Annotated in this window: 26 protein-coding genes; 11 read left to right on the top strand and 15 right to left on the bottom strand. The window is 44.3% G+C overall.

Annotated features, from left to right (window positions below; all coding sequences use genetic code 11):
• Positions 1 to 118 precede the first annotated feature (118 nt).
• Together BTA30_RS12675 and BTA30_RS12670 are read right to left on the bottom strand one after the other, a co-directional pair.
• Positions 119 to 1390 (bottom strand): ABC transporter permease, encoded by a 1272-nt coding sequence (locus BTA30_RS12675; protein WP_076761676.1) that lies wholly within the window; start codon positions 1388 to 1390, stop codon positions 119 to 121.
• Positions 1383 to 2279, bottom strand: coding sequence for an ABC transporter ATP-binding protein (locus BTA30_RS12670; RefSeq protein ID WP_076761675.1), 897 nt, complete (start codon positions 2277 to 2279; stop codon positions 1383 to 1385). Before BTA30_RS12670 ends, BTA30_RS12675 begins: the two co-directional genes overlap by 8 nt.
• Positions 2280 to 2398: 119 nt before the next feature.
• Here BTA30_RS12670 and BTA30_RS12665 point away from each other — a divergent pair, with 119 nt between their 5' ends.
• Positions 2399 to 2584: a YhzD family protein gene (locus tag BTA30_RS12665; protein ID WP_076761674.1), complete on the top strand. Its 186-nt coding sequence runs from the start codon at positions 2399 to 2401 to the stop codon at positions 2582 to 2584.
• Between the two features lie 85 nt (positions 2585 to 2669).
• Here the strand turns inward: BTA30_RS12665 and BTA30_RS12660 are convergent, their stop codons facing one another.
• The 10 genes from BTA30_RS12660 to BTA30_RS12620 form a co-directional block, all read right to left on the bottom strand.
• Positions 2670 to 2948: a hypothetical protein gene (locus BTA30_RS12660; RefSeq protein WP_076761673.1), complete on the bottom strand. Its 279-nt coding sequence runs from the start codon at positions 2946 to 2948 to the stop codon at positions 2670 to 2672.
• A 7-nt stretch (positions 2949 to 2955) separates the two neighbouring features.
• Complete coding sequence (locus BTA30_RS23405) at positions 2956 to 3093, bottom strand: hypothetical protein (protein WP_164470244.1); 138 nt, start codon at positions 3091 to 3093, stop codon at positions 2956 to 2958.
• Entirely contained in the window at positions 3090 to 4199 is a 1110-nt protein-coding gene (locus tag BTA30_RS12655; protein ID WP_076761672.1) for a Rap family tetratricopeptide repeat protein, read from the bottom strand. Before BTA30_RS12655 ends, BTA30_RS23405 begins: the two co-directional genes overlap by 4 nt.
• 133 nt (positions 4200 to 4332) lie before the next feature.
• Complete coding sequence (locus tag BTA30_RS12650; RefSeq protein WP_076761671.1) at positions 4333 to 5109, bottom strand: enoyl-CoA hydratase; 777 nt, start codon at positions 5107 to 5109, stop codon at positions 4333 to 4335.
• 187 nt (positions 5110 to 5296) lie between these two features.
• Positions 5297 to 6814 (bottom strand): coproporphyrinogen III oxidase, encoded by a 1518-nt coding sequence (locus BTA30_RS12645; RefSeq protein WP_076761670.1) that lies wholly within the window; start codon positions 6812 to 6814, stop codon positions 5297 to 5299.
• A gap of 167 nt (positions 6815 to 6981) precedes the next feature.
• A complete protein-coding gene (locus BTA30_RS12640) occupies positions 6982 to 7845 on the bottom strand; it encodes a Cof-type HAD-IIB family hydrolase (RefSeq protein ID WP_076761669.1) in 864 nt (287 codons plus the stop codon).
• A 463-nt stretch (positions 7846 to 8308) separates the two neighbouring features.
• The gene (locus tag BTA30_RS12635; RefSeq protein ID WP_076761668.1) at positions 8309 to 8662 is read right to left on the bottom strand and encodes a YlbF/YmcA family competence regulator; all 354 of its coding nucleotides are present in this window, start codon (positions 8660 to 8662) and stop codon (positions 8309 to 8311) included.
• A gap of 123 nt (positions 8663 to 8785) precedes the next feature.
• Entirely contained in the window at positions 8786 to 9916 is a 1131-nt protein-coding gene (locus tag BTA30_RS12630) for a DUF445 domain-containing protein (protein WP_076761753.1), read from the bottom strand.
• Between the two features lie 238 nt (positions 9917 to 10154).
• Complete coding sequence (locus BTA30_RS12625) at positions 10155 to 10544, bottom strand: hypothetical protein (protein WP_076761667.1); 390 nt, start codon at positions 10542 to 10544, stop codon at positions 10155 to 10157.
• Complete coding sequence (locus BTA30_RS12620) at positions 10541 to 10747, bottom strand: helix-turn-helix transcriptional regulator (RefSeq protein ID WP_076761666.1); 207 nt, start codon at positions 10745 to 10747, stop codon at positions 10541 to 10543. The genes BTA30_RS12625 and BTA30_RS12620 overlap by 4 nt, the downstream gene beginning before the upstream one ends.
• A gap of 459 nt (positions 10748 to 11206) precedes the next feature.
• On the opposite strand from BTA30_RS12620, the gene BTA30_RS12615 reads away from it, so the two are divergent.
• The 5 genes from BTA30_RS12615 (at position 11207) to BTA30_RS12595 (ending at position 16126) form a co-directional block, all read left to right on the top strand.
• A complete protein-coding gene (locus tag BTA30_RS12615) occupies positions 11207 to 12292 on the top strand; it encodes a YheC/YheD family endospore coat-associated protein (RefSeq protein ID WP_076761665.1) in 1086 nt (361 codons plus the stop codon).
• The gene (locus tag BTA30_RS12610) at positions 12289 to 13635 is read left to right on the top strand and encodes a YheC/YheD family endospore coat-associated protein (RefSeq protein WP_076761663.1); all 1347 of its coding nucleotides are present in this window, start codon (positions 12289 to 12291) and stop codon (positions 13633 to 13635) included. Before BTA30_RS12615 ends, BTA30_RS12610 begins: the two co-directional genes overlap by 4 nt.
• 160 nt (positions 13636 to 13795) lie before the next feature.
• Positions 13796 to 14005, top strand: coding sequence for a YheE family protein (locus BTA30_RS12605; protein ID WP_076761661.1), 210 nt, complete (start codon positions 13796 to 13798; stop codon positions 14003 to 14005).
• Between the two features lie 20 nt (positions 14006 to 14025).
• On the top strand, positions 14026 to 14913 hold the full coding sequence (locus BTA30_RS12600) for a helix-turn-helix domain-containing protein (RefSeq protein WP_076761658.1): 888 nt from the start codon (positions 14026 to 14028) through the stop codon (positions 14911 to 14913).
• A gap of 106 nt (positions 14914 to 15019) precedes the next feature.
• On the top strand, positions 15020 to 16126 hold the full coding sequence (locus BTA30_RS12595) for an ABC transporter ATP-binding protein (RefSeq protein ID WP_076761656.1): 1107 nt from the start codon (positions 15020 to 15022) through the stop codon (positions 16124 to 16126).
• A 42-nt stretch (positions 16127 to 16168) separates the two neighbouring features.
• Here BTA30_RS12595 and BTA30_RS12590 read toward each other — a convergent pair whose 3' ends face one another.
• Positions 16169 to 16390 (bottom strand): hypothetical protein, encoded by a 222-nt coding sequence (locus BTA30_RS12590; RefSeq protein ID WP_076761653.1) that lies wholly within the window; start codon positions 16388 to 16390, stop codon positions 16169 to 16171.
• Positions 16391 to 16613: 223 nt separating this feature from the next.
• Here BTA30_RS12590 and BTA30_RS12585 point away from each other — a divergent pair, with 223 nt between their 5' ends.
• The 3 genes from BTA30_RS12585 to BTA30_RS12580 all read left to right on the top strand — a co-directional run bounded on the left by BTA30_RS12585 (position 16614) and on the right by BTA30_RS12580 (position 17725).
• Positions 16614 to 16814, top strand: coding sequence for an alpha/beta-type small acid-soluble spore protein (locus BTA30_RS12585; RefSeq protein ID WP_076761651.1), 201 nt, complete (start codon positions 16614 to 16616; stop codon positions 16812 to 16814).
• Between the two features lie 122 nt (positions 16815 to 16936).
• Positions 16937 to 17080 carry a hypothetical protein gene (locus BTA30_RS23400; protein ID WP_164470242.1) on the top strand — a complete coding sequence of 48 codons (144 nt, stop codon included), beginning with the start codon at positions 16937 to 16939 and terminating at the stop codon, positions 17078 to 17080.
• A 24-nt stretch (positions 17081 to 17104) separates the two neighbouring features.
• Complete coding sequence (locus BTA30_RS12580; protein ID WP_076761650.1) at positions 17105 to 17725, top strand: NAD(P)-dependent oxidoreductase; 621 nt, start codon at positions 17105 to 17107, stop codon at positions 17723 to 17725.
• A gap of 17 nt (positions 17726 to 17742) precedes the next feature.
• On the opposite strand, the gene bmrD is transcribed toward BTA30_RS12580, so the two are convergent.
• Both bmrD and bmrC read right to left on the bottom strand, forming a co-directional pair.
• A complete protein-coding gene (gene bmrD, locus BTA30_RS12575; protein ID WP_076761648.1) occupies positions 17743 to 19761 on the bottom strand; it encodes a multidrug resistance ABC transporter ATP-binding protein/permease BmrD in 2019 nt (672 codons plus the stop codon).
• Positions 19758 to 21512 (bottom strand): multidrug ABC transporter ATP-binding protein BmrC, encoded by a 1755-nt coding sequence (gene bmrC / locus BTA30_RS12570; RefSeq protein WP_076761646.1) that lies wholly within the window; start codon positions 21510 to 21512, stop codon positions 19758 to 19760. The genes bmrD and bmrC overlap by 4 nt, the downstream gene beginning before the upstream one ends.
• Before the next feature lie 552 nt (positions 21513 to 22064).
• Between bmrC and BTA30_RS12565 the strand changes: the two genes are divergently transcribed.
• Together BTA30_RS12565 and BTA30_RS24325 are read left to right on the top strand one after the other, a co-directional pair.
• Positions 22065 to 22565 (top strand): universal stress protein, encoded by a 501-nt coding sequence (locus BTA30_RS12565; RefSeq protein ID WP_076761644.1) that lies wholly within the window; start codon positions 22065 to 22067, stop codon positions 22563 to 22565.
• A gap of 592 nt (positions 22566 to 23157) precedes the next feature.
• Positions 23158 to 23460 (top strand): heterocycloanthracin/sonorensin family bacteriocin, encoded by a 303-nt coding sequence (locus BTA30_RS24325; protein WP_076761642.1) that lies wholly within the window; start codon positions 23158 to 23160, stop codon positions 23458 to 23460.
• Positions 23461 to 23570: the final 110 nt, after the last annotated feature.

The following is a 23570-nucleotide window of genomic DNA, read 5'->3' as shown; positions in this document are numbered from 1 at the left end:
TCCTTTTCCTAAAACATGTCTGCCCTCATTTTATCATGGCTTCCAGGCGAATGCACGTTCTATTGATCTATCTGAAAAAAGCAGCTTTTCTTTCAAGCTGCTTTTCTCTTTTTCTCATTTATTTGTCTTTTGACAGACGAAGCGCCTGTTTGATGTTTTTCAGTCCGCCTCCAGTGCCGTACATAAGAACGCCGCCTTTATACACTCTCGCTCCGATGATGGCGAGAATGATAATGGTTGCAGCGGTGATGCCGATGCCGAGGGCCGCTTCCCAAAACGGGATATCAAGCATGCCGACTCTCAGGAACATAATCATCGGCGCAAAGAACGGAATGAATGAAGTGACCGTAATAAATGGCGCATCAGGGGTATTCAACCCCACCATCGCGATCACAAATCCGGCGACGACCAAAAAGATCATCGGTGAAATCGTCTGCTGGACATCTTCAATCCGACTGACAATGCTGCCGAGAAATGCCGCAAGCGTTGCATAAAGGAAATAGCCGAGCGCTAAGAAAATCACGCCATAGACAAGCGTTGATACGGGAACGCCGGAAAAATCCAAAAATCCTTTAATCTGCTCAGCAGCTCCACCGGCTTTCTCTTGGCTTGACTGCAGAGAGAGATAGCCTGCGAGAAACAGAACAGCGAGCTGTGTAAGCCCCAATAAAGCGATGCCGAGCAGCTTGGCAAACATTTGCTGGACGGGCGCTACGCTTGAAATTAAAATCTCCATGACACGGGACGATTTTTCAGTCGCCACTTCAGTCGCAATCATTGAAGCATACATGATCACAGAAATATAAATGACAAACAACACAATATATACTAGGACTGACGCCTTTTGAAGCTCTTCTTCTGTTTTGGCCCCTTCTTTTAAAGCGACGCTTTTGACTTTAACCGGTGTAAAAAGCTCGTTCAGCTTTTCCTGCGGCACATTTAATTCAGCCGTTCCGACGGCGATTTTCGTTTGTGAGAGCGCCTGTTCAATCGTGGAAACAGCCGTTGAATCGGCAATATCAAGCGCTTTATACGTCCCTGTCAGCCCGCCTTTTTCACCCTTGGCTAAGATCAAAATCCCGGCAAGCTCTTCATCTCTTACAGCTTTTTCGAGATATTTTTCAGACTTTTCCGCTTTTTTCAGCTCCAGCTCATGATCCTTGTCTATCGCCTTCACCTGCTGGGAAAATGGTTCATACAGCTGATTCGATTCGTCAATGACGGCGATTTTATCCGGTTCGCCTTCTTCATTGTCAAACAGAGAAATAATTGAGCCCAAATTTGTGACAACCATGACAAGTGCAAGCGTAATCGCAGTCGAGATGATAAACGATTTCGTTTTCAGCTTGCTTATGTATGTATGAAAAAGCACAATCCAAAACTTATTCATAACGGGCACCTACCTTTTCAATGAAAATATCATGCAAAGAAGGCTCTTCAAGTTCAAACTTTCGGATAAACCCGCGCCCCTGCAGTATTGAAAACAGCTGCTGGGAAATTTCCTCATTCTCGATTTGCAGTCTGATGCCTTCCGCGGTCTCTCTCCATTTCGTGATGCCGTCCGTTTCTTTTAAGAAACTTAAATCATCATCTGAATGAATCGTGACATTCTTTTTGCCAAAAGAGCGTTTGATTTCTTTTAATTTTCCTTGGACGACTGGTGTTCCGCGCTGCAAAATGCAGACGTGCTCACAGAGCTCTTCAACATGCTCCATCCTGTGGCTTGAAAAGACAATTGAAGTGCCGGCGTTCTTCAAGGAAACAACCGCGTCTTTTAAAAGATCGACATTGACAGGATCGAGCCCGCTGAACGGCTCATCGAGAATCAAAAGCTCGGGCTTGTGCAAAACAGCCGTGATGAATTGAATTTTTTGCTGGTTTCCTTTTGAAAGCTCTTCAACCTTTTTATCCGCATATTCTGTAATATGGAACTCTTCCAGCCATTTGTCCATTTCCTTGAGCACATCCTGTTTTGTCATGCCTTTGAGGCGGCCGAGGTATACGAGCTGATCCTTTACTTTCAGCTTCGGGTACAGTCCGCGTTCTTCCGGCAAATAGCCGATGCTGTTAGTCACTCCATAGTTAATCGGCTTCCCTTTCCATGTCACCGCACCCTCTGTCGCATTCAAAAGGCCCAGAATCATACGAAATGTTGTCGTTTTTCCAGCGCCGTTTGCACCGAGCAGTCCGAACATTTGCTTCTCGGGAATATCAAGCGTGAGATCGTTAACCGCCGTAAAAGAACCGAACTTTTTTGTCACGTGATCGATTTTAAGCATTAAAAAACTCCTCCTTCCAAGTTACAATGATACGTTAGTCATGCAATGAAAAAAAGGATTTTTTTGATTTTTATATAATTTTAAACAAATACATCTTTTTTTGCGAAAGGAGAATATAAATGGAAAGCTATTATGTAACCGTTTTTGATCCGTCTGGGGAAACCTTGCTGAATGAACGTTTTGAAGCGCTGAATGAGGAGGAAGCGAAAGAGAAAGGGAAACATCTAATGAAGGAAAAACAGTTTTCGGAACATACCCACCGTGTAGTTCATTCGTCTGGTAAAATGATCGTTTTCCACAGATAGATTGCAAATGGGTGAGGCGGCGCTTCGGGGAAATCATGGATGTTTCGCCGCCCGTCCTTTAACTGATAATCGCAAGGCGGCCGATTTACTGGATGATCAGAGCGGCCAGCATGACAAGATTGACCAATCCCAGCAAAATGGACACAAATGCGATCCCTTTGTTTCTCCGAAGGAAATAAAAAGCGTTTGCGATCAGCACACAGATGATGACAGCATCAAAAATGTGCAGCACCATGTCTTCTAAATGAATGGCTGGCTCGAAAAACCAAAATCCCGCCGTGCACAGTATTAAAAACGTCGAAGCCGCAATAAACATGCGCCACTCGTTTGCTGTCCGGGCTGTCTCATTTTCAAAGAACTGCATGTACGGTTTAGACCCTTGCCTCATCTGAAGTCGTAATCATTTTGTCAGCATAAAGCGAAGGGCTATTGCCGCTTTCTGACCAAAGATTCGCAGACGCAACCACCGCAGCCAATGACAACACGACGAACAACAGCTTAGCTTTCATAATGCATCTCCCCTTTGAATTTTTCGTCTTGCCTGAGCACCCTTTTCATAATAAAAAATGGAATCTTTCAGCCGCTCAATTTGATTATAATATTGAGCCGCGTCTAATGCCAGTTCTTCTACGGTTGCATACAAATGTTTTGACTCCAAATAATGAAATCCGCTTTCCACGGCTTCCCGGTCTCCACCGTCTAAATACAGGCTATGCAAAATATGAAGCTTTGCCGCATGTTCTTCATCACCGAGCGATGCCGCACTCTTGATCCCTTTTTCATAATATTCAGAAGCATCGCCATGGTTTTCCTGCTTGAGACGGACATACATCAAATTATACAGAACCTTTGGTACATATGATGAACATTCCTGTTCAAAGATGGAGAGTGCGCTGTCCATATGATCAGAGGCTTCGCGATACGATCCTTGATAAAAGTAGCAATTCCCTAAATTAAAATGAGCGGATGCCGTTAAATGGCTGTTCTCGATTTGCTTTGCATCTTCTAAAGCATTGGCCAGACTCGCCAGTGCATCTTTGTATTTCATCGATTCGACCCAATTGCCGGCAATAATAAAATCGCAAAAGATCTTTTTTTCTTTTAATGTTTCATATTTGTTGAAAATATCAGACGCCATTGTCGCATAGTTGATAGAGAGGTATCTCTGATTGATGTAGTAATAAATTTCCGCGAGTTTGTAAAAAAATTCCGCTTTTTCAACCTCGTCTTCCAGTGCACTCACTTTTTGTTCAGCCACTTTATAGCAGCCGATCGCCTTGACGAATTGCTTTTGTTTAAATTCGTACATCCCTTTAAAAAACCAAAAATAATAGTTTAATAAACCTGTCATTTGGTCTTCTTTTTCCTCTAAATCGCGAAGGTTTTTTTCTATATTTTCTGTCTTTTCAGGTTTCAGATAGCTGAGCATCAGATTATGCCTGAATTCAAGCAGCGAGTAATAAAGCAACACATCCTGATTTTCTTCCATGTCTTGAAAATCATTTAAAATGTCGGCTTTTAATGATTCACTGGCGGCGACCAGATTTTTCCGAATGGCGTTGTACCAGTCATTCAGCTTTGCAGCAACGTATTCAGATGGAATCTTTTGTTTCAATTTCTCCGCCCCCTCTGCTTGAACAAACCTACGTCTTATGAACTATTTTATAAAAATTTAAATTTTGTTACAACTCATTTTCGCACGTCTTTCCCAAGACAAAAATCCCAGAGACGCCTCTACCAAACCCCGATCACGTTAATTTTTGATTAAACCGGGGTTTTCGTTTTTCTAAAAATGCGCGGATTCCTTCCTGGTGGTCATTTGTCCGCCTCATTTTGATCTGGGCTGTTTTTTCGAGCTCGAGCGTTTTTTGTAGACGGACGGCATTCAAGGTTTGATATATTTTTTTCGTTTCAATCATGGCGGAAAGCGGTGATTGCAGCAGCTTTTCGAGGTGTGAGCCGGTATGGCGGTCAAGGTCTCCGCTAAATACAGCATCAACCAGCTGGAGCCTCTGCGCTTCATCAGCCGTCAGTTTTTTGCCGCTCCAAATCAGTTCTTTTGCCGCCCTTTCACCGATCCGTCTCTCTAAAAAGAAATGTCCTCCGCCATCGGGAACAAGGCCGATGCCGATAAAATTCATCGCCAGTTTGGCGCCTTTTTCCGCGAGTACATGGTCACAGCTGAGCGCCAGACTCATCCCCAGGCCTGCAGCCGCGCCGTGGACAGCCGCGACCGTGATCTTGGGCATGCTGTAGATCATCATCACAACTTCTGAAATCGTATCGATCACAGTCTCTGAGAGCTTTTCATCAGCGGAAGACATCATCATATTGATGTCTCCTCCGGCAGAAAACCCTTTTCCGCTGCCTTTTATCAGTAACAGCATCGCTTCTGTTTCCCCGGCAAGGATTAAAGCTTCTTTCAGCTCTTCAAGCATTTGTTCATTCAAGGCATTATACGCTTCAGGGCGATTCAGCACAATCTCAAACATCTCGCCATGGTCTTTCCATTTAATATAATCCATCTTCCAGCACCTCCGTGAATACGTTTTCATGTAGCATTAGCTTAAACTATTCCACTTTGAGCCTCCAAAATCCTTTTTATGCTTGATGGATCGGTGCTGAAATGGGATATCAGGCGTGTGTTCAGCCTTCGTTTAAAGACTATGATCTGGTCAATGAAAAAGCTGCCGGTTAAGCCGGCAGCCAAACTTAAGCTCCCTGAAAGCCGCTTTTGGCGTCCTCGCCAAAAAGCTCAGACAAGTAGCGGAGCTTTTCCTCTGTGTAGTGTTCAAACCTGTCATTGTATGTTTTCGGATCTTTTGGGTTGGCGAAATGCGTGATTTTCCCTGTGTTCGGATCGACAAATTTACTTGCCGCTCCGCAGCCGATGCCGATAATCGTCTGTTTTTCTTCCATGATCATAATGTTGTAGATGCTTTCCTGCCCCGGAAGAGAATAGCCGATGTTTTCAAGATTGCCGAGAATGTTTTTTTGCCTGTACAAATAGTAGGGCTGGTAGCCGTGCTGTTTTGTCCATGACACCGCATCATCCATCATCTTGACGATTTCCTCGCGGTCCGCCACTTTGTACTTATGCTTGTTCTTTGTCATTTCAGACGCGCGCTTAAATGACAGCGTATGGACTGTCAGAGACTCCGGCATTAATTTTTCCGTTTCGCGAAGGGAGTTCCTGAATTCTTTGACACCTTCGCCCGGAAGGCCAATGATTAAATCCATATTGATATTTGACATGCCGTGCTTCCGAGACAGGCGGTATTTTTCGACCGTCTCTTCAACCGTATGATGGCGGCCGATCGCCTTCAAGGTTTCATTCTCGTAAGATTGCGGGTTAATGCTGATCCGGTCGATGTTCCACTTTTTCAGCACCGCAAGCTTTTCCTCTGTGATCGTATCGGGGCGCCCCGCTTCAACCGTGACTTCGCGGATGTTTTTCACATCGGGAAAGGAACGGTACATTTCTTCATACAGCAGATCCATTTCTTCAGCCGTAATGCTTGTCGGTGTGCCTCCGCCAAAATAAACGGTCGTAATTTTGACATCATGCTGTTTGAGCCATTCACCGATTTTTTGCATTTCAAAATGAAGCCCCCACAAAAATGAGCCGACCCGTCCGGCTTGTCCTCTGATCGCATAAGCCGGAAAAGTGCAATACGCGCATTTCGTCGGGCAGAAAGGAATGCCGATATAAATGCTCACTTCCCTGTCGAGCTCATATAAATCAGGAACGGCTTTCAGCTGATGGTCAATGATGTTTTGCATCAGTTCGATTTTCTCTTCATGAATTAAGTAGTCCCGTTTCAATTCGGCGTGGGCCGCTTCTTTCGACATGCCGCTTTGCAGTTTTTTATGAAGCAGCTTTGTCGGGCGGACTCCGGTAAGAATCCCCCACGTCTGAACGATTCCCGTATGCTCCTGAAGCATGCTCAAATAAACGTAGGAAACGGTGTTTTTCACCTGCTTAAACGCTTCCTTCTCCATTAATTGAGGCTCGAGTGATTTCGTGTAGTCCGCTTTGATGTCCGTATCTTTTATCGCTCCCGATGCACTGACTGACGCCTCATCCCGTTCATAGCGGAGTACAATCGCAAGGTCTGCGGTTTCTTCTTCATCAAACACAACTTCGCTCTCTTCAAAAAATAAATGGGCTATATGCTCAAGCGGCCGCTGGAATCTTTCATCTTGAAGCCCTTCTATATAAATGCGCAATATCCTCACCTTTTTCGTTTCAAAACTTTCTTTAGTGTACAAAAATAAATGGGCAAAATCAATCCGGGAAACGGGGAAGTTTTTTCATGCTGCATTGAAAATATATTAAGTCCTCTTTTCCACAATAAATATCCCTGTTTTCAAATGAAAACAGGGATTTCACCGGGTCACACTTTTCTAATATGAAATTTGTTGAGAAAGCCTTTGCTTTGCTGCATTCTGAAGTATTCTTTGATCATATAGGCGACGCCCTGCTCATCATTGGATCGCGTCACCCAGTCGGCTTTTTGTTTCACTTCCTGTGCGGCATTGCCCATTGCGACGCCCACTCCTGCAAGTTCAATCATCGGCAGATCATCGATATCATGGCCGATCGCGACAACGTCTTCCATTTTAAAGCCAAGGTCTGCGGCAAGCATCGTCAACCCGGACTCTTTTGAAACACCTTTGTGGACAATCAGCATTTTTTCTCCGGCCTCAATGATGTCAACTGAAGGAAAAGCGTTTTCGATTGTTTGCCTGATTTCTTCTTTCTGCTCTTTTGTGCAGTAAACCTCGATGACCGGGGCACTGACCGGTTCATCCATCAGCATATCGCTTAAAGAATCAACGAACTGCACTGGATAAAAGATCGGGTCAGACGGGTGGATCATCGTTTTCCCCAGCAGATTTGAGTTTGTTTTTTTCCGGTTGCCGATTGAATATTTCTCATGCAGAATTCGTATATTGCAATCATAGCTCTCCAATATTTGCACAAGATTAAACGTTTTTTCTTCAGAAATCCTTTTTTCTAAGGAAGGCTCATTAATTTTATCCGCAACAATGGCTCCGCTGTGAGTAATCAGTTTTGCATCGAGCTTTAAAGATTTCGCAATTTTTTGTGCGGATCGAAAATGTCTGTTTGTAACGAGCGTAACATATACACCTTTTTTCTTTGCATATTCTATCGCTTCCTTCGTTGCGGGATGAAGCCGTCCGTTTGTCCGAAGCAGCGTTCCGTCTATATTGAGCGCAAGCATTTGTTTTGACACTAGGAGGTCCCCCTTCTTTGATGACTGAATCTGTTATAGAGAATATGTCCCGATCCTCCTCTTTAGAACAGACCTCACTTTTATCCAAACTAAAAAAGCCTGTTTTCACAGACTTTTTGCTTCGCATCTTTTGGATACGATCATGATTTCTCCCTCAATATCGAAAAACAGCGAATTCAATGCCCCTTTTCATTCAATTCACTGCATATAGTGAACCCCTTTTATCTGACCGGAATTTGTGCTTTCCATAAAAACAATCTGGCAATTTTCTCTGTACCCCTTATCATTTTGCCGCTAGTCAGTTTTGATCATGATCGTATCCCGGCAAACTATGAAAGCACTTACATTTAGTATTATCGCAATTAATTCACAAATTGACAAGTCTTTTTTTAAATCATTATGAAAGTTATTTATTCACTTAGTTAAAAAAACCCCTCTTTATCTCGAAAAGAGGGGTTTTTGATCAGCTTTCAGGGTTTCCGTAAAGTTCTTCCAGCGGCTTCATGATGATTTTGTTTAATTCAGCAATCAGCACGCTCATCCGCTGCTCTGCTTCCATCAGGTTTGAAATTTTTTCATGCTGCTGGACGAGTGCTACGGATTTCTGTGCTTGTTCGACTTCCTCCTGGGAAATGTCTTCACCGTTCATCTGTTTCTCCTGAAGCTTCAATTGAATATCGCGAAAGTTATCAAACATCTTTTTAGCAGATGCATCGGCATTTACCTCATCATAAAGGCCTTTCAATCGAGAGTATTCTTCACTTTGACGCAAGGCTTTCTCCAATTCATAAGCCGTATCATGCAAATTAACCGTCATGTTTATACGCTCCTTTCTTGCCAGGTTTCCTCTTCTATGGAAATGGCACCACTCCACTATAACAAACTATGGAACATTTTTCACAGTTATACTAACATTCCGTGTAAAACAGGCGTTTATTCATCAGATCAAAATCACGAAAAGAGCTTGAACGGCACCGATGATTCCGCCAAGGAGCCCGCCTAGATACGTAATCATTTTAAACTCCCGCTTTGATATGGACAGCACCATTTCTTCCAACCGCTCGACCGGGAAGTTGTCCACCTGTTCCTTGACGATATCTTCAAGCTGGAGCCGTTTCAGTATATCGTCAAGGCGGCGGCCCGCCTCTTCGAGAAGCCGGTCGAAAATCTCCGGCAGGCGCTCTTTTATATTCTGTTCAATCATGGAGACGTAAGAGCCGGTCGATCTTGCGAAAAAAGGCTCCAGCGAGAATCGGATCATCAGCTTTTCTTTTACATTCATGATCAGGGTTTTAAGGTTCCATTTTTCATCAGCTTCTTTAAACGTAAACTCCTTCAGCTTGTCCCATTCGTTTTCAAGCAGATCTGTCAGCAGCCGGGCGGTTTCGCCATTTTTTAAAAACTTGATGATCTCAGGCTGAACCCGGTCTATCAGACTGCTGTTTCCTAAAAACATCTGCACCATGCTCCCGAGCATACCGCGTTCTTTCAAAAAATCGTCAATCATATGTCCAAGGCGGTTTTTCCCTTCATCACTCTCAAAATAGCTGACAGCCCGCTTTAAAATATAACCGGATACCATCGGGATTTTTTCTTTCAGCTTTTCCTGCGCTTCTATAGGAATAAGCTCTTTCAGCGGTTCATTTTCATAAGTTGATAAAAGTGCAGACAGCTTTTCATCTGTCCATTTGTTGACAAATTGATCCGCTTGTTGAGCGGGGTTTGCAATCCCGATTTTCTCCAGTGTTTCTTCAAGGGTAGACGGTGATTTGCTGAAATGCGCCAGCAGCCGTTCCCCCAATTGGAGCGCCTCTGTTTTGACTCCATCTGATGCCAGCCTTTTTTTGATTCCTTCCGTTGTCAGCAGATGGTTGACGACCATCTGTCCCATCTGTCTCGCCAATTCATCGCGTCTTTTCGGAATCAAACCGGGAGTAAACGGCACCCGCTTCCCGAATATGTAATGCGCCTTATATGGGCGAAAAAGCATTTTAATTGCAAAATGATTCGTCACAGCTCCAATCAGTGCGCCAATTGCAATCATGATGACAAAAATTCCAAACACATACATTTCTTTTTCAACTGCCTTCCATTCACCTGATGTCGTTGCTGCATAGACTGCACACGGCCGTCCGCAGATGGGACCCGCCTGTTTTCGTTCTATGCCTATCGTTACCTGAGGATAGGAACCCAAAGCACCTTGCGCTCGCCTCTATTTAAAAAACGAATAAGCTGCGTCTTCTTTAGGATTGCCTTCTTCTTTTACTTACAGAAGTTTATTTTCATGGTAGTGAAAAAAGTTATACATATTACTGATATTTTTTTGCAACTAAAAACTCAATAAAAGGTAAAGTTATCATTGATAGCCCTAATAACAGCAATAGAAAGATATTGATTGTCTCGTTTATAAATTGGTCAGCAACTACTGCTCCAAAAATAAAAAATGTCAGAAGAAAATAACTCACTTTCGAACTTTTCTCTGTAATCCTTTGTCCAAGCTCTTCCTCCTGCAATATTCCATCTTGCTCTTCCTTTGTTCCCCAAGTGTTGGCAGAAAAAAAGATCATCAACAAAGCACCCATACTCATAACTTCGTTAAATCCAACATCTTTTCCAACAATAATCTTATAAATTGTAAAGCCTACCACAATCAGAGCAGCTATACCAGATATTACTGAACCAATTTTTCGAGTGCTCACCCTTCTCCCTCCTTTTCATTTAAAAACAAGATATCAACCCTAACTTCTAAATTTTTTGCAATATCAAATGCTAATTGTAAACTTGGGTCATATTTATTGTTTTCAATGGCATTAATCGTCTGTCTGCTCACATTGCATAAGTCTGCTAATTTTCCTTGCGAGATGTTTTTTTTCTCTCGATACTCCTTGATTTGATTTTTCATTAGATTTCCACCTTCACAATAAGATAGGTGTTAAAAAGTTTTTACATACAAAGTATAAAAAAAGATGGTTTAGGTGTCAAATATTTTTTACATCCAAACCATCATATCAAAATATGTCTTCCTTCACTAATCTATCCTTTAGTTGAAGTACATTCCTTCACAATCTCCATCATGATATTATCCAGTGTTTATTTGAACGTCTTATTCCATTAAATGGACCGATTGCGGAACAAAAATAACATGGGACAGGCGTTTGAACAATAAAATTGGTCAAGTGGCTTTTATTTAGGGCGAAAGACATTTTTAATAAATTTCCAATTTATAAATGCCTATTTCCGCAGTTTCAGGCGTATCATTTAACAGAAGTTCATGTATATGAAGATTGCCCCCCATGGCTTAACAGAGTTAGCCGCGTCCTTTTTTGGCCGGCTAAGCGTTTTTTAACAAGGAGGAATATGCATGCTGACGCTTGGATTTATGTCGCTGTCCCATGAACACGAAAAAACCTATGCCGAGGAATTAGCGAAAATGGCTTCGGATTACGGAATCCGGTTTATCCGGTTCACACCTTTAGATATTTCTCCCGGCTCCACGCTTGTTAAAGCGCTCACCTATCATTCGAAATCAGGACAATGGAATGAAGTGGAACGGGAAATTCCAGAGCTGATCTACGACCGCTGCTTTTACGGCAAAGATCAGCAATCAAAGAAAGCAAAGCCGATCGTTGACTGGCTCAAAAAGTACCCAAAAACGAAGTTCCTCGGACTCGGACTCCCTGATAAATGGACGGTTTACAAAGCTTTAAGGGCTGATCCGATTCTCAAGTCTTACCTGCCTGCAACATCTCTCGCAGGCAGCGCCCAAGATGTTCTGCGCCGCCTTACAAAAGAAAAAAAGTGTATATTGAAGCCTGCATACGGCTCAGGAGGACGCGGCATGATTCATCTCGAAATGACGGGTAAAACGGTCAAAGCCTCTTATCAAGTCGGAAAGCATAAACAGCTCAAATCTTTTTCCAAGCAGGCCTCTTTTGAAACATGGTGCAAAAAAGTTCTTCAGCACCGTTATCTTTTGCAATCGTTCCTCGACATTCAAGACAAAGACGGTTATCCGTGCGACATCCGGCTGCTTTTGCAGAAAAATGGAGCGGGGGAATGGGCTACGGCCGGAAGAACAGTGAGAAGAAGCTACCAGCACGGACTGCTCGCAAACTTGGCTGGCAGCTCGGAGTCTGTAAGCTTTGACAGCTGGCTTTTATCCGTTCCGAAGAAGCGCCAGGCCGTTCTTCTCGATGACTTAGAGACGATATCGCAAGCCGTCCCCAGAGCGCTTGAATTCGCGCATGGACCTTTATTTGAGCTCGGTCTTGATATCTGTTTGACGAAAGACGGAAAAGTCTGGCTTCTTGATGTCAATTCAAAACCTGGAAAAAAAGCCTTTTTACAGTATTCTCCTGAAAACAGCAAGCTTTTGCATCAAGGCCCTTTGGAATATTGCTCCTCTTTGGCAGCATCGCCGGACAAGAAAGGAGCTGAGAAAGGATGACCGGTAAACCGTTTACAGTCGGGGTTCACCCAAACAGCGAAAATACATTGCTTCTCCCCGCTTCTTTAAAGCAGGACGGTCTATTGTATGCCGCTTTCGGAACGAGCGTAGAAAGATGCCATATCTCCTTTGACAGCCATTTGCAGCGAACGGTTTTGCTTTCTGAGAACCTGTACAAAAACCTGCGGATTCCTTACCGCGGCAAAGCATCCTTGCTTTTCCGCGACAATACCGTCTATATCGGGCCTTTAATCGGCATTTTCACCGCCGGCTTCACAAAGTCGGAGCTGGAGCCTGTCAGAGGGCGCTCTTTGTTTTTTTCAAAGCTTCTGACGATGGATCTTCCTGCAGGCGGCTATTGCTACCTGTTCGGAGCCCACCAGATTCAGTGGGAAGAAGGAACCGTCCAGGGACTCATTTTCAAGGAAAACGGCTGGGAAGACATCACCGTTCCACTGCCCAATGTGGTTTATGACAGACTGCCAAACCGACAGGCGGAAGATTCGGCCGAATTGCAGGAAACAAAGGCGCGGCTGATGAACGAATACCGAATTCCATGGTTCAATCCGGGCTTCTTTAATAAATGGGACATATACCAGTCCATGCAGCAAGACGAAAGAACGAAAGATCTGCTTCCATATTCGGTATTCCAGCCGAGTGCAGAGAAACTTGACGAGATGATCAGCCGGTATGTCATCGTCTATGTCAAACCCGCCAATGGCAGCTTGGGAAACGGGATTTTTCAGCTCTCCGCATCTGAAGAAAACAGCCTGCAGGCAAAGCATGCCAAAGGCGGAAAGCCATATCCATCAGCAGATGCTTTTTTAAATGATTTACAGAAGCGCCATAAAGAAACTCCCTATATTGCACAGGAGGGAATTGAACGGATCAAAGTCGGCGATCATCCCGCTGATTTCAGAGTGCATACAAACAAAAACGGAAAAGGGAAATGGACTGTTACAGCGGTCGCCGCCAAAATAGCGGAAAAGGACGGGGTCACAACACATCTTTCGAGCGGAGGCGCCGTCAAAACGCTTGCAGAAATCTATGATGATCCCATGGAGAGACTGATCATCCTGCAAAAACTGACAAAAACAGCAGTGCTCATCAGCCAGGTTCTCGATGAGAAAATGGACGGTTTTATCGGGGAAATGGGCCTTGATCTCGGAATGGACCACTCGGGAAAAGTTTGGATGTTTGAAGCCAACTCGCGCCCGGGCAGAGGCATTTTCGCCCACCCCCGCTTAACATCTGTCAGCCGCTTGACGAAAAAAAGGAATTTCGAATACGCTTCATACTTGACTGAACAATCGATCCTTTTTCCCGAGAACATGTGGCAATAAATTCAACCGTGAAGAATCAATTCTTCACGGTATTTTTTTAGTCATGAAAAGAGCCTATGATCTTTCCTGTGAATGAGATACAATGATAACAAATCAACGTTTATAGTCGGCTTGTGTTCGAGGCTGACCATTAGAAATCAATTAAGGAGCGTGGCACTTTATGATTTCTCACTTTCAATGGAAGCCGTTGTTTAAAAAAGAAAAACTGCCTGGCTGGAAAATTTCGTTTTACCATAAAGGAACACATTATGAAGGAATTTATCATAGGTCAGGGGAGATTGAATGGGGCAGCGTTTATCCGCCGCATGATGACGAACCTTCCCTTAAAAGCAAAATTCATGAGTTAATGCTCTTCCATATTTACGAGTAAAAGAAAAGGACGTTTTCAGGATGCTGGAGAAATTAAAGACGCTATACGGTGAAAAGATGATGGCTTCCGGCTCAGCTCAAAAGCATGAAGCGCTCTGGTTTCAAACGGACGAAGGCGAAACGTTCGGCGTTTTGAAAGAAGCGGTCACAGAACGGGAAAAACAGCTGCTGTTGGCGTTGTTTCAGCCTTTTTCAGAATCGCAGCCGTCTCAGCTGACCCCCCGTGAGAAAGAATGGCATCAATATTTTTTTGCAAATGCCCCGCTGGAAAACCCGGAAAACATCCAGCTTGTCCAAGGACATTTTTTCAAAATGAAACATTCACTTGAAGAAAGACAGGCCATCAAAGAAGCGGTCAGCGGCTTTTTCGAACACCCGATTATTGTTTGGTACGATCAGCATGAAGCGCTCATCATTCACGAAAATCCTTCTCCATATCTCCCGAAAAAGGAATTGGAGCAACTTTCCGACGCGCTGACAAGCGATTTTCTGTCAACCCCAGTGTTTTTCAGCGGCCAGCTTCATCTAGTCAATGCTTCGCTTCAAGAAAAAATCCGTTTTGAAAAACAAATGTTTCAGCATATCCTGGTGAACAGCGAGCGCGGAAAAGTCACCTCATTTTGCCAGTGCCTCCCGTCATTTTTATTGGCAGCACCGGATAAAATCAAAGCCTCCCTATTATCGGATGCCATAAGAGATGCGCTGTCAGATCAGGAGACATCCTTAACGATCCGGACGTATATGAGGTGCAACTTGAACGCTTCTCTTACAGCAAAACGATTATTTATCCACCGAAACAGTCTGCAATACAGAATCGACAAATTTATTGAACGGACCGCAATCGATATCAGACAGTTTGAAGAAGCAGCCGCCGTTTATTTTATTTTGCATTTTCTCAAGCTTTTATAGCAACCTGCACGAAAGCAAATTGTGCATCATGTCCATTTACACCGCCTATTCAGTTTTATAAGATAAAAACAAGTTAAGCGTTTACATAAATAAAGGGGGATAAAAAATGGCAGAGCTGGTGCTTGATCAGATTTATAAAGTATATGACAACAAAGTGACCGCTGTAGATGATTTTAATCTTCATATTGAGGATAAGGAGTTTATCGTCTTTGTCGGGCCTTCAGGATGCGGAAAATCGACAACGCTCAGAATGATTGCAGGTCTTGAAGAAATTACAGACGGCGAATTCAGCATCGATGGAAAACGGATGAATGATGTTGCCCCGAAGGACCGCGATATCGCGATGGTGTTCCAAAACTATGCCCTCTATCCGCATATGAACGTCTACGACAACATGGCATTCGGATTAAAGCTGAGGAAGTTTCCAAAAGATGAGATTAAACGAAGGGTGCATGAAGCAGCCAAAATTTTAGGACTTGAAGAGTATTTGGACAGAAAGCCAAAAGCGCTTTCCGGCGGACAGCGCCAGCGTGTCGCATTAGGACGCGCCATCGTCCGCGATGCGAAAGTATTCCTGATGGATGAACCTTTGTCAAACCTTGACGCCAAGCTGCGCGTTCAAATGCGCGCTGAAATCACAAAGCTCCATCAGCGCCTGCAAACGACGACGATCTATGTTACGCATGACCAGACAGAGGCGATGACGATGGCAACAAGGCTTGTCGTCATGAAAGACGGCCTCATCCAGCAGGTCGGCGCGCCGAAGGAAGTGTATGAAAATCCGGAAAACGTATTTGTCGGCGGTTTTATCGGCTCTCCGGCAATGAACTTTTTCACGGGCACCCTCAAGGAAAAAACCTTTACATTCGGTGATGTTTCCGTCCTCGTTCCAGAGGGAAAAATGAAGATTCTGCGCGGCAAAGGCTATGTCGGAAAAGAGATCATAATGGGAATCAGACCTGAAGACATTCATGATGAGCCTGTCTTTATCGAAGCCTCAAAGGAGTCAAAAATCGATGCCAAAATTGAAGTGGCAGAGCTAATGGGCGCTGAAACAATGCTCTACTCCCAAGCGGGCGGACATCCGTTCATCGCAAGAGTCGATTCTCGGACAGATGCACAGGCAGGCCATTCACTCGCTCTTGCATTTGACATGAATAAAGCACACTTTTTTGATAAAGAAACAGAGCTCCGCATCCGCTCTGAAGGATGACCCGGCAGCTCCAATGATGCAATGACCGAAGCAGATGCCCCGCTATGCTTCGGTCATTGCAATTTCAACGGTTTCTTCATAAGTGCAGTCTTGACAAGTGTATAAGTGAATACATGTTGTTTGCGTCTGCAGAAAAGAATCAAATTCCATATACGGACTGTACGGGCCGTAAAAATCGGTCGTTCTCCCGGCGTCTGCCATCTCACCGCCGCACTTCGGACACATTCTTGCCTCGACAAGAATGCCATTGCAAACAGGACACATCTCTCCATCCTCCTGACTTTTTCCTTAGCATGCCCGCCCTCGCAAAAAATTGCACTTTCAACATTTACCATTGAGCTGTATGCATGTAATGTGAACCATCTCTCCATAATACGTAGTAACAATTCACATTGGGCTTAGCCAAAGACGGCAGCGGTGAAAACCGTCAGCTGGTGCAAATCCAGCCAGCCCAACCATACTATTTTAAAAAGGAGTTTGGATACAAATGGCTAACCAAAATTCTTCAAACCAACTTGTTGTACCTGGCGCTGCTCAGGCGATCGAACAAATGAAATTCGAAATCGCTTCTGAGTTCGGTGTAAACCTTGGCGCTGACACCACTTCTCGTGCAAACGGTTCTGTCGGAGGAGAAATCACAAAACGTTTAGTTTCTCAAGCTCAAGCTTCTATGGGCGGTCAACACTAAAATTAATATAACTTCATAAAAATGGCTGAGAAGGTGCATTCAATTGCACCTTCTTTTTGCATAGGTAAAATCCCGCACCCGGCTTCTCCTTTTTTCATATGCTGTAGAAAGGAGGAATCGGCATGCAGCTTGTGGCAAGCATTAATTGGGAACTGTTTCAATTTGTCGGAATTTCTCTCTTGCACGAATATGTCGTCAATGTCCGCCCTTTTCATCCGTTCTTCCGCTTTCCGAGGGCTTTTTCTTCCGGGCGATCTGACGTATGATAGATCAGATGGGAGGAATTGATGATGAAGATTGCACTTTTGGGAGGCACAGGCCGTGTCGGACAGGCCTTTGTCAATTTTCTAGAAAAAGACGGCAGACATTCCGTGTATGCCCTCGTCCGCGGGGAACGTGCGGACCTTCTGAAAAACCGCTGCCAGACGCTTACGGGAAACGCAAGAAACCAGCATGACACGAGAGCTTTGATTGAAGAGGCGGACATAGTTGTCAGCTGTTTAAATACGGACGGAGACGATACGTTGTCCGTCTCCGTCGAAAATATAATCAACACCATGAATGAACAGAACAAAAAACGGCTGATCACCATCGGAACCGCCGGAATTTTAAATGCAAGACAAGATCCGACACTATACCGTTTTGAATCAAATGAATCAAAACGGCGCTCGGCGCGGGCGGCAAAAGAACACGCCCAGGTATATGAATGGCTCCGGGACTCAAGTCTGGATTGGACAATCATTTGCCCTACCTATCTCCCAGAAGGTCCGGCCGTTGAAAAGTATCGGGTTGAACGGGACTTTTTGCCGCTTGGCGGAAAAGCGATATCAACAGGTGATACCGCTCACTTTCTTTTTGCACAGCTTGAGTCTGATCTATATATCAGAAAAAGAGTGGGGTTAGCTTATTAATCGTTTTAAAAGCCAGCTTACCCTATAAGCGTTCCGCGTCCTTTCTGGAGCTCATACATTTGATAATACTGCCCTTTTTGTTTCATCAGCTCTTCATGATGACCCCGTTCTATGATTCGCCCTTTATCAAGCACAAGGATTTGATCTGCGTTCCTGATGGTCGACAGCCGGTGAGCGATGATAAAGGTTGTGCGCCCTTTTTTGACAACATCAAGCGCCTTTTGGATCATCGCTTCTGTTTCGGTATCGATATTTGCCGTCGCCTCATCTAAAATGAGGATGGCCGGATCATAAGCAAGCGCCCGTGCAAATGAAATCAGCTGTCTTTCCCCTGACGAAAGCGTGCTCCCTTTTTCAATGACCGGCTCATCAAAGCCTTTAGGGAGTTGGGCAAAAAGCTTATCAGCCCCTACATGCTTCAGTGCCGCTTCAATCTGCTCTCTTGAGATGTCTTCATTTTCAAGGCTGACATTGGAAGCAATCGTCCCTGAAAACAAGTAAGGATCTTGGAGCACAATGCCCATGTGCTGCCTGATTTCCTGCCGGGACATATGGTATATGCTTGTTCCGTCAATTGTCACATCGCCTTTTTGAATGTCGTAGAAGCGGAAAAGAACGTTCATGACCGAGCTTTTGCCGGAGCCCGTATGGCCGACTAATGCTACGGTTTCCCCTTGTTTCGCTTCAAATGAAATGTTTTGCAATACATCGTCCCCGTCATCATAGCAAAATGACACATCCTTAAACACGACATGACCGTTCACTTTTTCGGAACTTTTATCCTCAACTTCGACGCCCGGCTCATCCAAAAGGCGAAATACCCTCTCCGATGATACGCGCGCCAATTCAAGCTTGGCAAATTGGTTGACAATGCCGGTAATCGGCTCAAACAAACGATTCAGGTAATCAACGAATGCATAGAGGACACCGATTGAAATCATTCCTTCCGCATTCAGCGCCGCACCTCCAAAGTACCAGATCAATGCAGTGAACATCAGGTTTCTGAGAATGTTGATCAAGTTGTGGGACATAAGGGAATTCAGATTGAGCATTTTATTTTGATATTGGAAATGGCTGTCATTCAGCTGTTCAAATTCCCGCTTGATATCCTTTTGGCGGCGGAACGCCTGAATAATCGTCATCCCTTGAATCGACTCATTCATTTTGGCGTTGATCTCACTGTTGATCGACCGAAGCTTATGATTGTAGCCAGACGCAAATTTTCGGTAAGCGGCCGCCCAAATGACAATAAGCGGCAATATTAGCAGACAGACGGACGCAAGCCGTACATCAAGCAACAACAATGCGGCAAAAATGCCGGCCATATAAATCAAATTCGTCGCAAATGTCGAAAGGACGGTCACATACAGGTCGCGGATCGCTTCTGTATCATTTGTTACTCTGGCAACGATTTTTCCGGCCGGCAGATTATCAAAATAGCGGACAGGCAGCCTTTGAATGTTGGCGAACACATCCTGCCTCATCTTTTGAATGATACGGTTTGCGCTCATCTGCAGCAGATAAATTTGCCCGTAATGGAAAAAAATCGAGAAAATCAAAAGGACAAGATACAAAAGGACCAGTGACACAAGTCCTCCGACTTCAGGTTCGTAAAAAGAAAACACTTCAGACTTTGACAGCGGGACGGCCTGATAGGTTTCGGATTGTTTTCCGCTTGAAATCCGCAGTTCTCCTCCGGCTGCTGTCCGTTTTCCATCAAAAGGAACCGCTTCATCCACAAAATAATAATTCATGCCGACTTGAAAAATATGAACTTCCTTGCGCTTTTCAGCCGAAGGGTCTGCCCTGTCTTCCCTGACAAATTCCCGGCCTTTATAGGCAACCGTATGTTTGCCCTTCTCTGAGACCTCATACCACGTTTTTTCAATTCCTAAAATATGATCGTCAATCATCTTTTTGGCGATCATCGGCCCGGTCAGTTCGGCTGTGACCGCTACAGTCAGCATCACAAGCGCCGCGATTAGAGTTTTTTTATAAAGAAGCGCATATTGAAAAAGCCTTTTTCCAGTCTTCATATAACAGTCCCCCCTTCTTCTCCTGAAGGAAGCCGCTGTGCTTCATATTGCTCAAAATACCAGCCTTTACCTGCGATCAGTTCTTGGTGCGTTCCCTTCTCAGACACTTTTCCACCCTCTAAGACGATGATGAAATCGGCATGTTCAACCGCTGACATGCGATGTGACGTAATAAAGGTTGTTTTGCCTTTCCTTCCGTGTCTGATGTTTTCAATAATCGCTGCTTCCGTCTTCGCATCAACGGCGGAGAGCGAATCATCCAAGATCAAAATATAAGGCTGTGCGATCATGGCTCTCGCGATTGAAATCCGCTGTTTTTGCCCCCCTGATAAAGCGACGCCTTTTTCGCCGACCATCGTCTGCAGCCCATCTGACATCAGTTCAATGTCCTTTTCTAAATGGGCCTCTTGAATAACCTCCTGCAAATCCTGTTCTGTCGCATATTGTCCGCCGAACAAAATGTTCTCTTTCACCGTTTTTGAAAACAGAAAATGATCCTGGGGCACATAGCCGATCCAGCTGCGAAGCTCATCAAGAGGCAGACGCTCAATCGGCACACCGGAAATGCTGATCATGCCTTTTCCAGCGGGATACTGTCTTAATAACTGTTTTACCAAAGTCGTTTTTCCGCTTCCCGTCTTTCCGACGATCCCGACCGTCTGGCCTTGCAAAACAGAAAATGAAATCCCGGCAAGGTTTTCTGAGGCAGAGCTTGGATACGTAAAACTGACGTTGTCAAACACGATATCCCCCGGCTCGGCTTTTTCATGCCGAGAGGCTTCCGCTACATCAGGTTCATACGACAAAGTGTCATTCACCCTGTCAAGGGACGCATTTCCTCTCTGCATGACATTGATCAGCTCTCCGATCGCAAACATCGGCCAGATCAGCATCCCGAGATAAACGTTGAATGAAACGAGCTCTCCCAATGTCAGCTGGCTGCGGAAGACAAGGTAGGCGCCATAGCCGAGACCGATTAAATAACTGATCCCGACCAAAAGCTTCACTGTCGGCTCAAACAGTGAATCAATCAGCGCGACTTTCATATTTTTTTGGTATACATCCGCCGTCATTCGGTTAAACCGGCCGACATCGTTTTTCTCCTGTACATAAGCCCGGATCACTCTTACGCCTGAGATCGATTCAAGCACCTGGTCATTTAAATCGCCAAACGCATCCTGCGCTTCCGTAAAACGCTGATGGATTTTCTTCCCGTATATACTGATGGCCACCGCCATCAAAGGAAGCGGAATGATTGAAGCAAACGTCAGCTTCCAGCTGATTAAAAACCCCATCGTGAAGAGAATCGTCAGCATATACATTGTCGAGTCCACAAGCGTCAATATTCCGAAACCGGCCGTCATCGAGATCGCTTTTAAGTCATTCGTCGCTCTCGCCATTAAATCTCCGGTGCGGTTCTTCTCGTAAAAAGACGGCGTCATTTTAAGCAGATGGCCCATCAATTTTGACCTGAGGATTTTCTCGATCAGATTCGCTCCGCCAAACAGCTGATACATCCAAAGGTAAGACAGTGTATAAACCACAATGGCAAGCCCGATTAATAAGCCGATATACAAAAGCATCCCGGCCATTGAAAAAGTGCCTGCCTGCATATCGTCAATCGCGTTTCCCAGCAGCTTCGGCGGAAACATCTCTAAAATATTAACGATGATCAGCAAAGCGATCGCAATTGTATAGCGCCGCCATGCATCTTTAAAAAACCAGCCAAGCTTCCATAAAACAGAAAACATGTGATATCCTCTCCTTTTTTAGCCGCCTTCGAGCTTTTCCTTACAATCTTTGATTTCGCTTTTTCTTACATTGAGCATAAAAAATTCCTCCTTATATTTGGATTGCGAAAATTCGGCCAATTCAGCTTCGTTTTCATATATTAGAAAAACATCATGCCCTGATCATCAGGAACAAAATGTTTTTTCTCCGTAAAAAAAGACACACTGTATATGCAGTATGCCTTCTTTATACAAAAAAGGCGCATGTACGCTCGTTCACGCGACATGCGCCTTCCTTCGTTTTTTTAGATGGAAATCGTTACTTCAAACAGATGGAAGGTATTGAGCCGTCACGTTCAGATTCATTTGTTTTCTGAGCTGATGCATTGATTTTCCTTAACATGACGCTGTCCTCCAATCTTATTAATATTTTCCATCTTATAGTACGGCCCTTTATTTGTCAATTTGATTTTTCGTCAATTGCAGACTTTTTATTCATATTCTTATATTTTGTTAGATCATTTGAAAATCGGGTAAAACGATAATAAATCCATTCTGAAAGGAATGATCAAGTTGTTTAAAGCTGACCGCATCATTGTCGCGTTTGACGGAAAAGAAGAAAGCAAGAAAGCGCTAAAAAAAGCGATCGACCTGACAAAAAAGCTTGATGCCGAACTGACCATCGCCCATGTCCATGAACCGAAACAAGTCAGAGCATCAGCTGAGGAACAGCGCCCTGCTGCCGGTGCATCTTATCTTTACAGCGGCATCCCGGCTGCACCTCCTGTTCCGCCTGAATCAGATCTGGCCGGGGAGCCGATGATTTACGAAGACAGTGCAGAAGAAGCGATTGCGGCAGCCAAAATCATCTTACATGAAAACCAGTTTGATGCTGAAATAGAAATCTTGGAAGGCGACCCCGCAAACGCGGTCCTTCACCACGCCGAAAACACCGGCGCCGATCTCGTCATCACGGGAACGCGCGACCAAAACCGCCTGAAAAAACTGCTGTTTGGAAGCGTCAGCGACAAGATTTCCACAAAGTCTGAGATTCCGGTCTTGATTGTGAAGTGAGAGTTGGCGTTCGGCAAAACGGCCTCCATTGCCTTTTTCAAAAGGAGACAGCTTGAGGCTGTCTCTATTTTCATTTCAAAATATCGAATTCATTAGTTTATATGCTAGGAATATCAACCTTATTTTCCTGGTGACTGGTTATTTTTTTAATTTATATTTGAAATCTTGATATCTCAAGATTCAATGACATAAAACCGACATTTAAATATTTATTCTTCCACTCTTGGAATAAGAAGTTGTGACTTTCTTTGAATTTTCCAAACATCTGCATTCACAATTCCTCAAGAATAGCCTTTCAATATCGACACCTCTATTACAATCTACCACCTTAAATAGGAAAGTGATCTTTTCAGTTCCTTTCGCAATCTCTTTGATTGTATATATCAATAACAGAAAAAAATCAGCACGCCCTCCCGATACCAATTACAGGGAAATAGGCGTTGAAATTAGTAACAATCACCTAACAGAGCTCATAATTTGATGTTGTGAGTGCCCGGGATATTTAAACTCATATTTATAACGATTTTTTTCTTTGAATGGTTTCCTGAAGTGAATACCATACCTTTATTTAAGATGTAGGAGGGTTGTCAAAATGGAACATTTTCATGATGAGTTGCAGTCATTGGGGATGGATCATTTCCAGGCCGGTGAAATGACGGCTTGGGATCCGAACCGTCATCATGCCAATGCCAAACACTGTGCAAGCTGCTGGAGCTGCGGAAGCTGTGCGAGCTGTTGGAGTTGTGCGAGCTGTTGGAGTTGTTCATGTCACAGCTGCTCCTGTCATAGTTGCTGGAGCTGTGCGGGGCATTGCTGCTGGAGCTGTGCAAGCTGCTGGAGTTGTTCATGTCACAGCTGCTGGAGCTGTGCAAGCTGCTGGCATGGAGGCATGTAGTTCTTTTGGGAGAAGACTGCCCCTGTCCTTTTTGCCGCAGGGGTCTTCCCTTCATAATGGACAAACAAAATTACATATAATGTATAGCTTTTTCCATCATGAAAAGGAGG

Source organism: Bacillus swezeyi (assembly GCF_001969815.1).
Lineage (GTDB): Bacteria > Bacillota > Bacilli > Bacillales > Bacillaceae > Bacillus > Bacillus swezeyi.
This window is presented reverse-complemented; position numbering and strand designations above follow the sequence as displayed.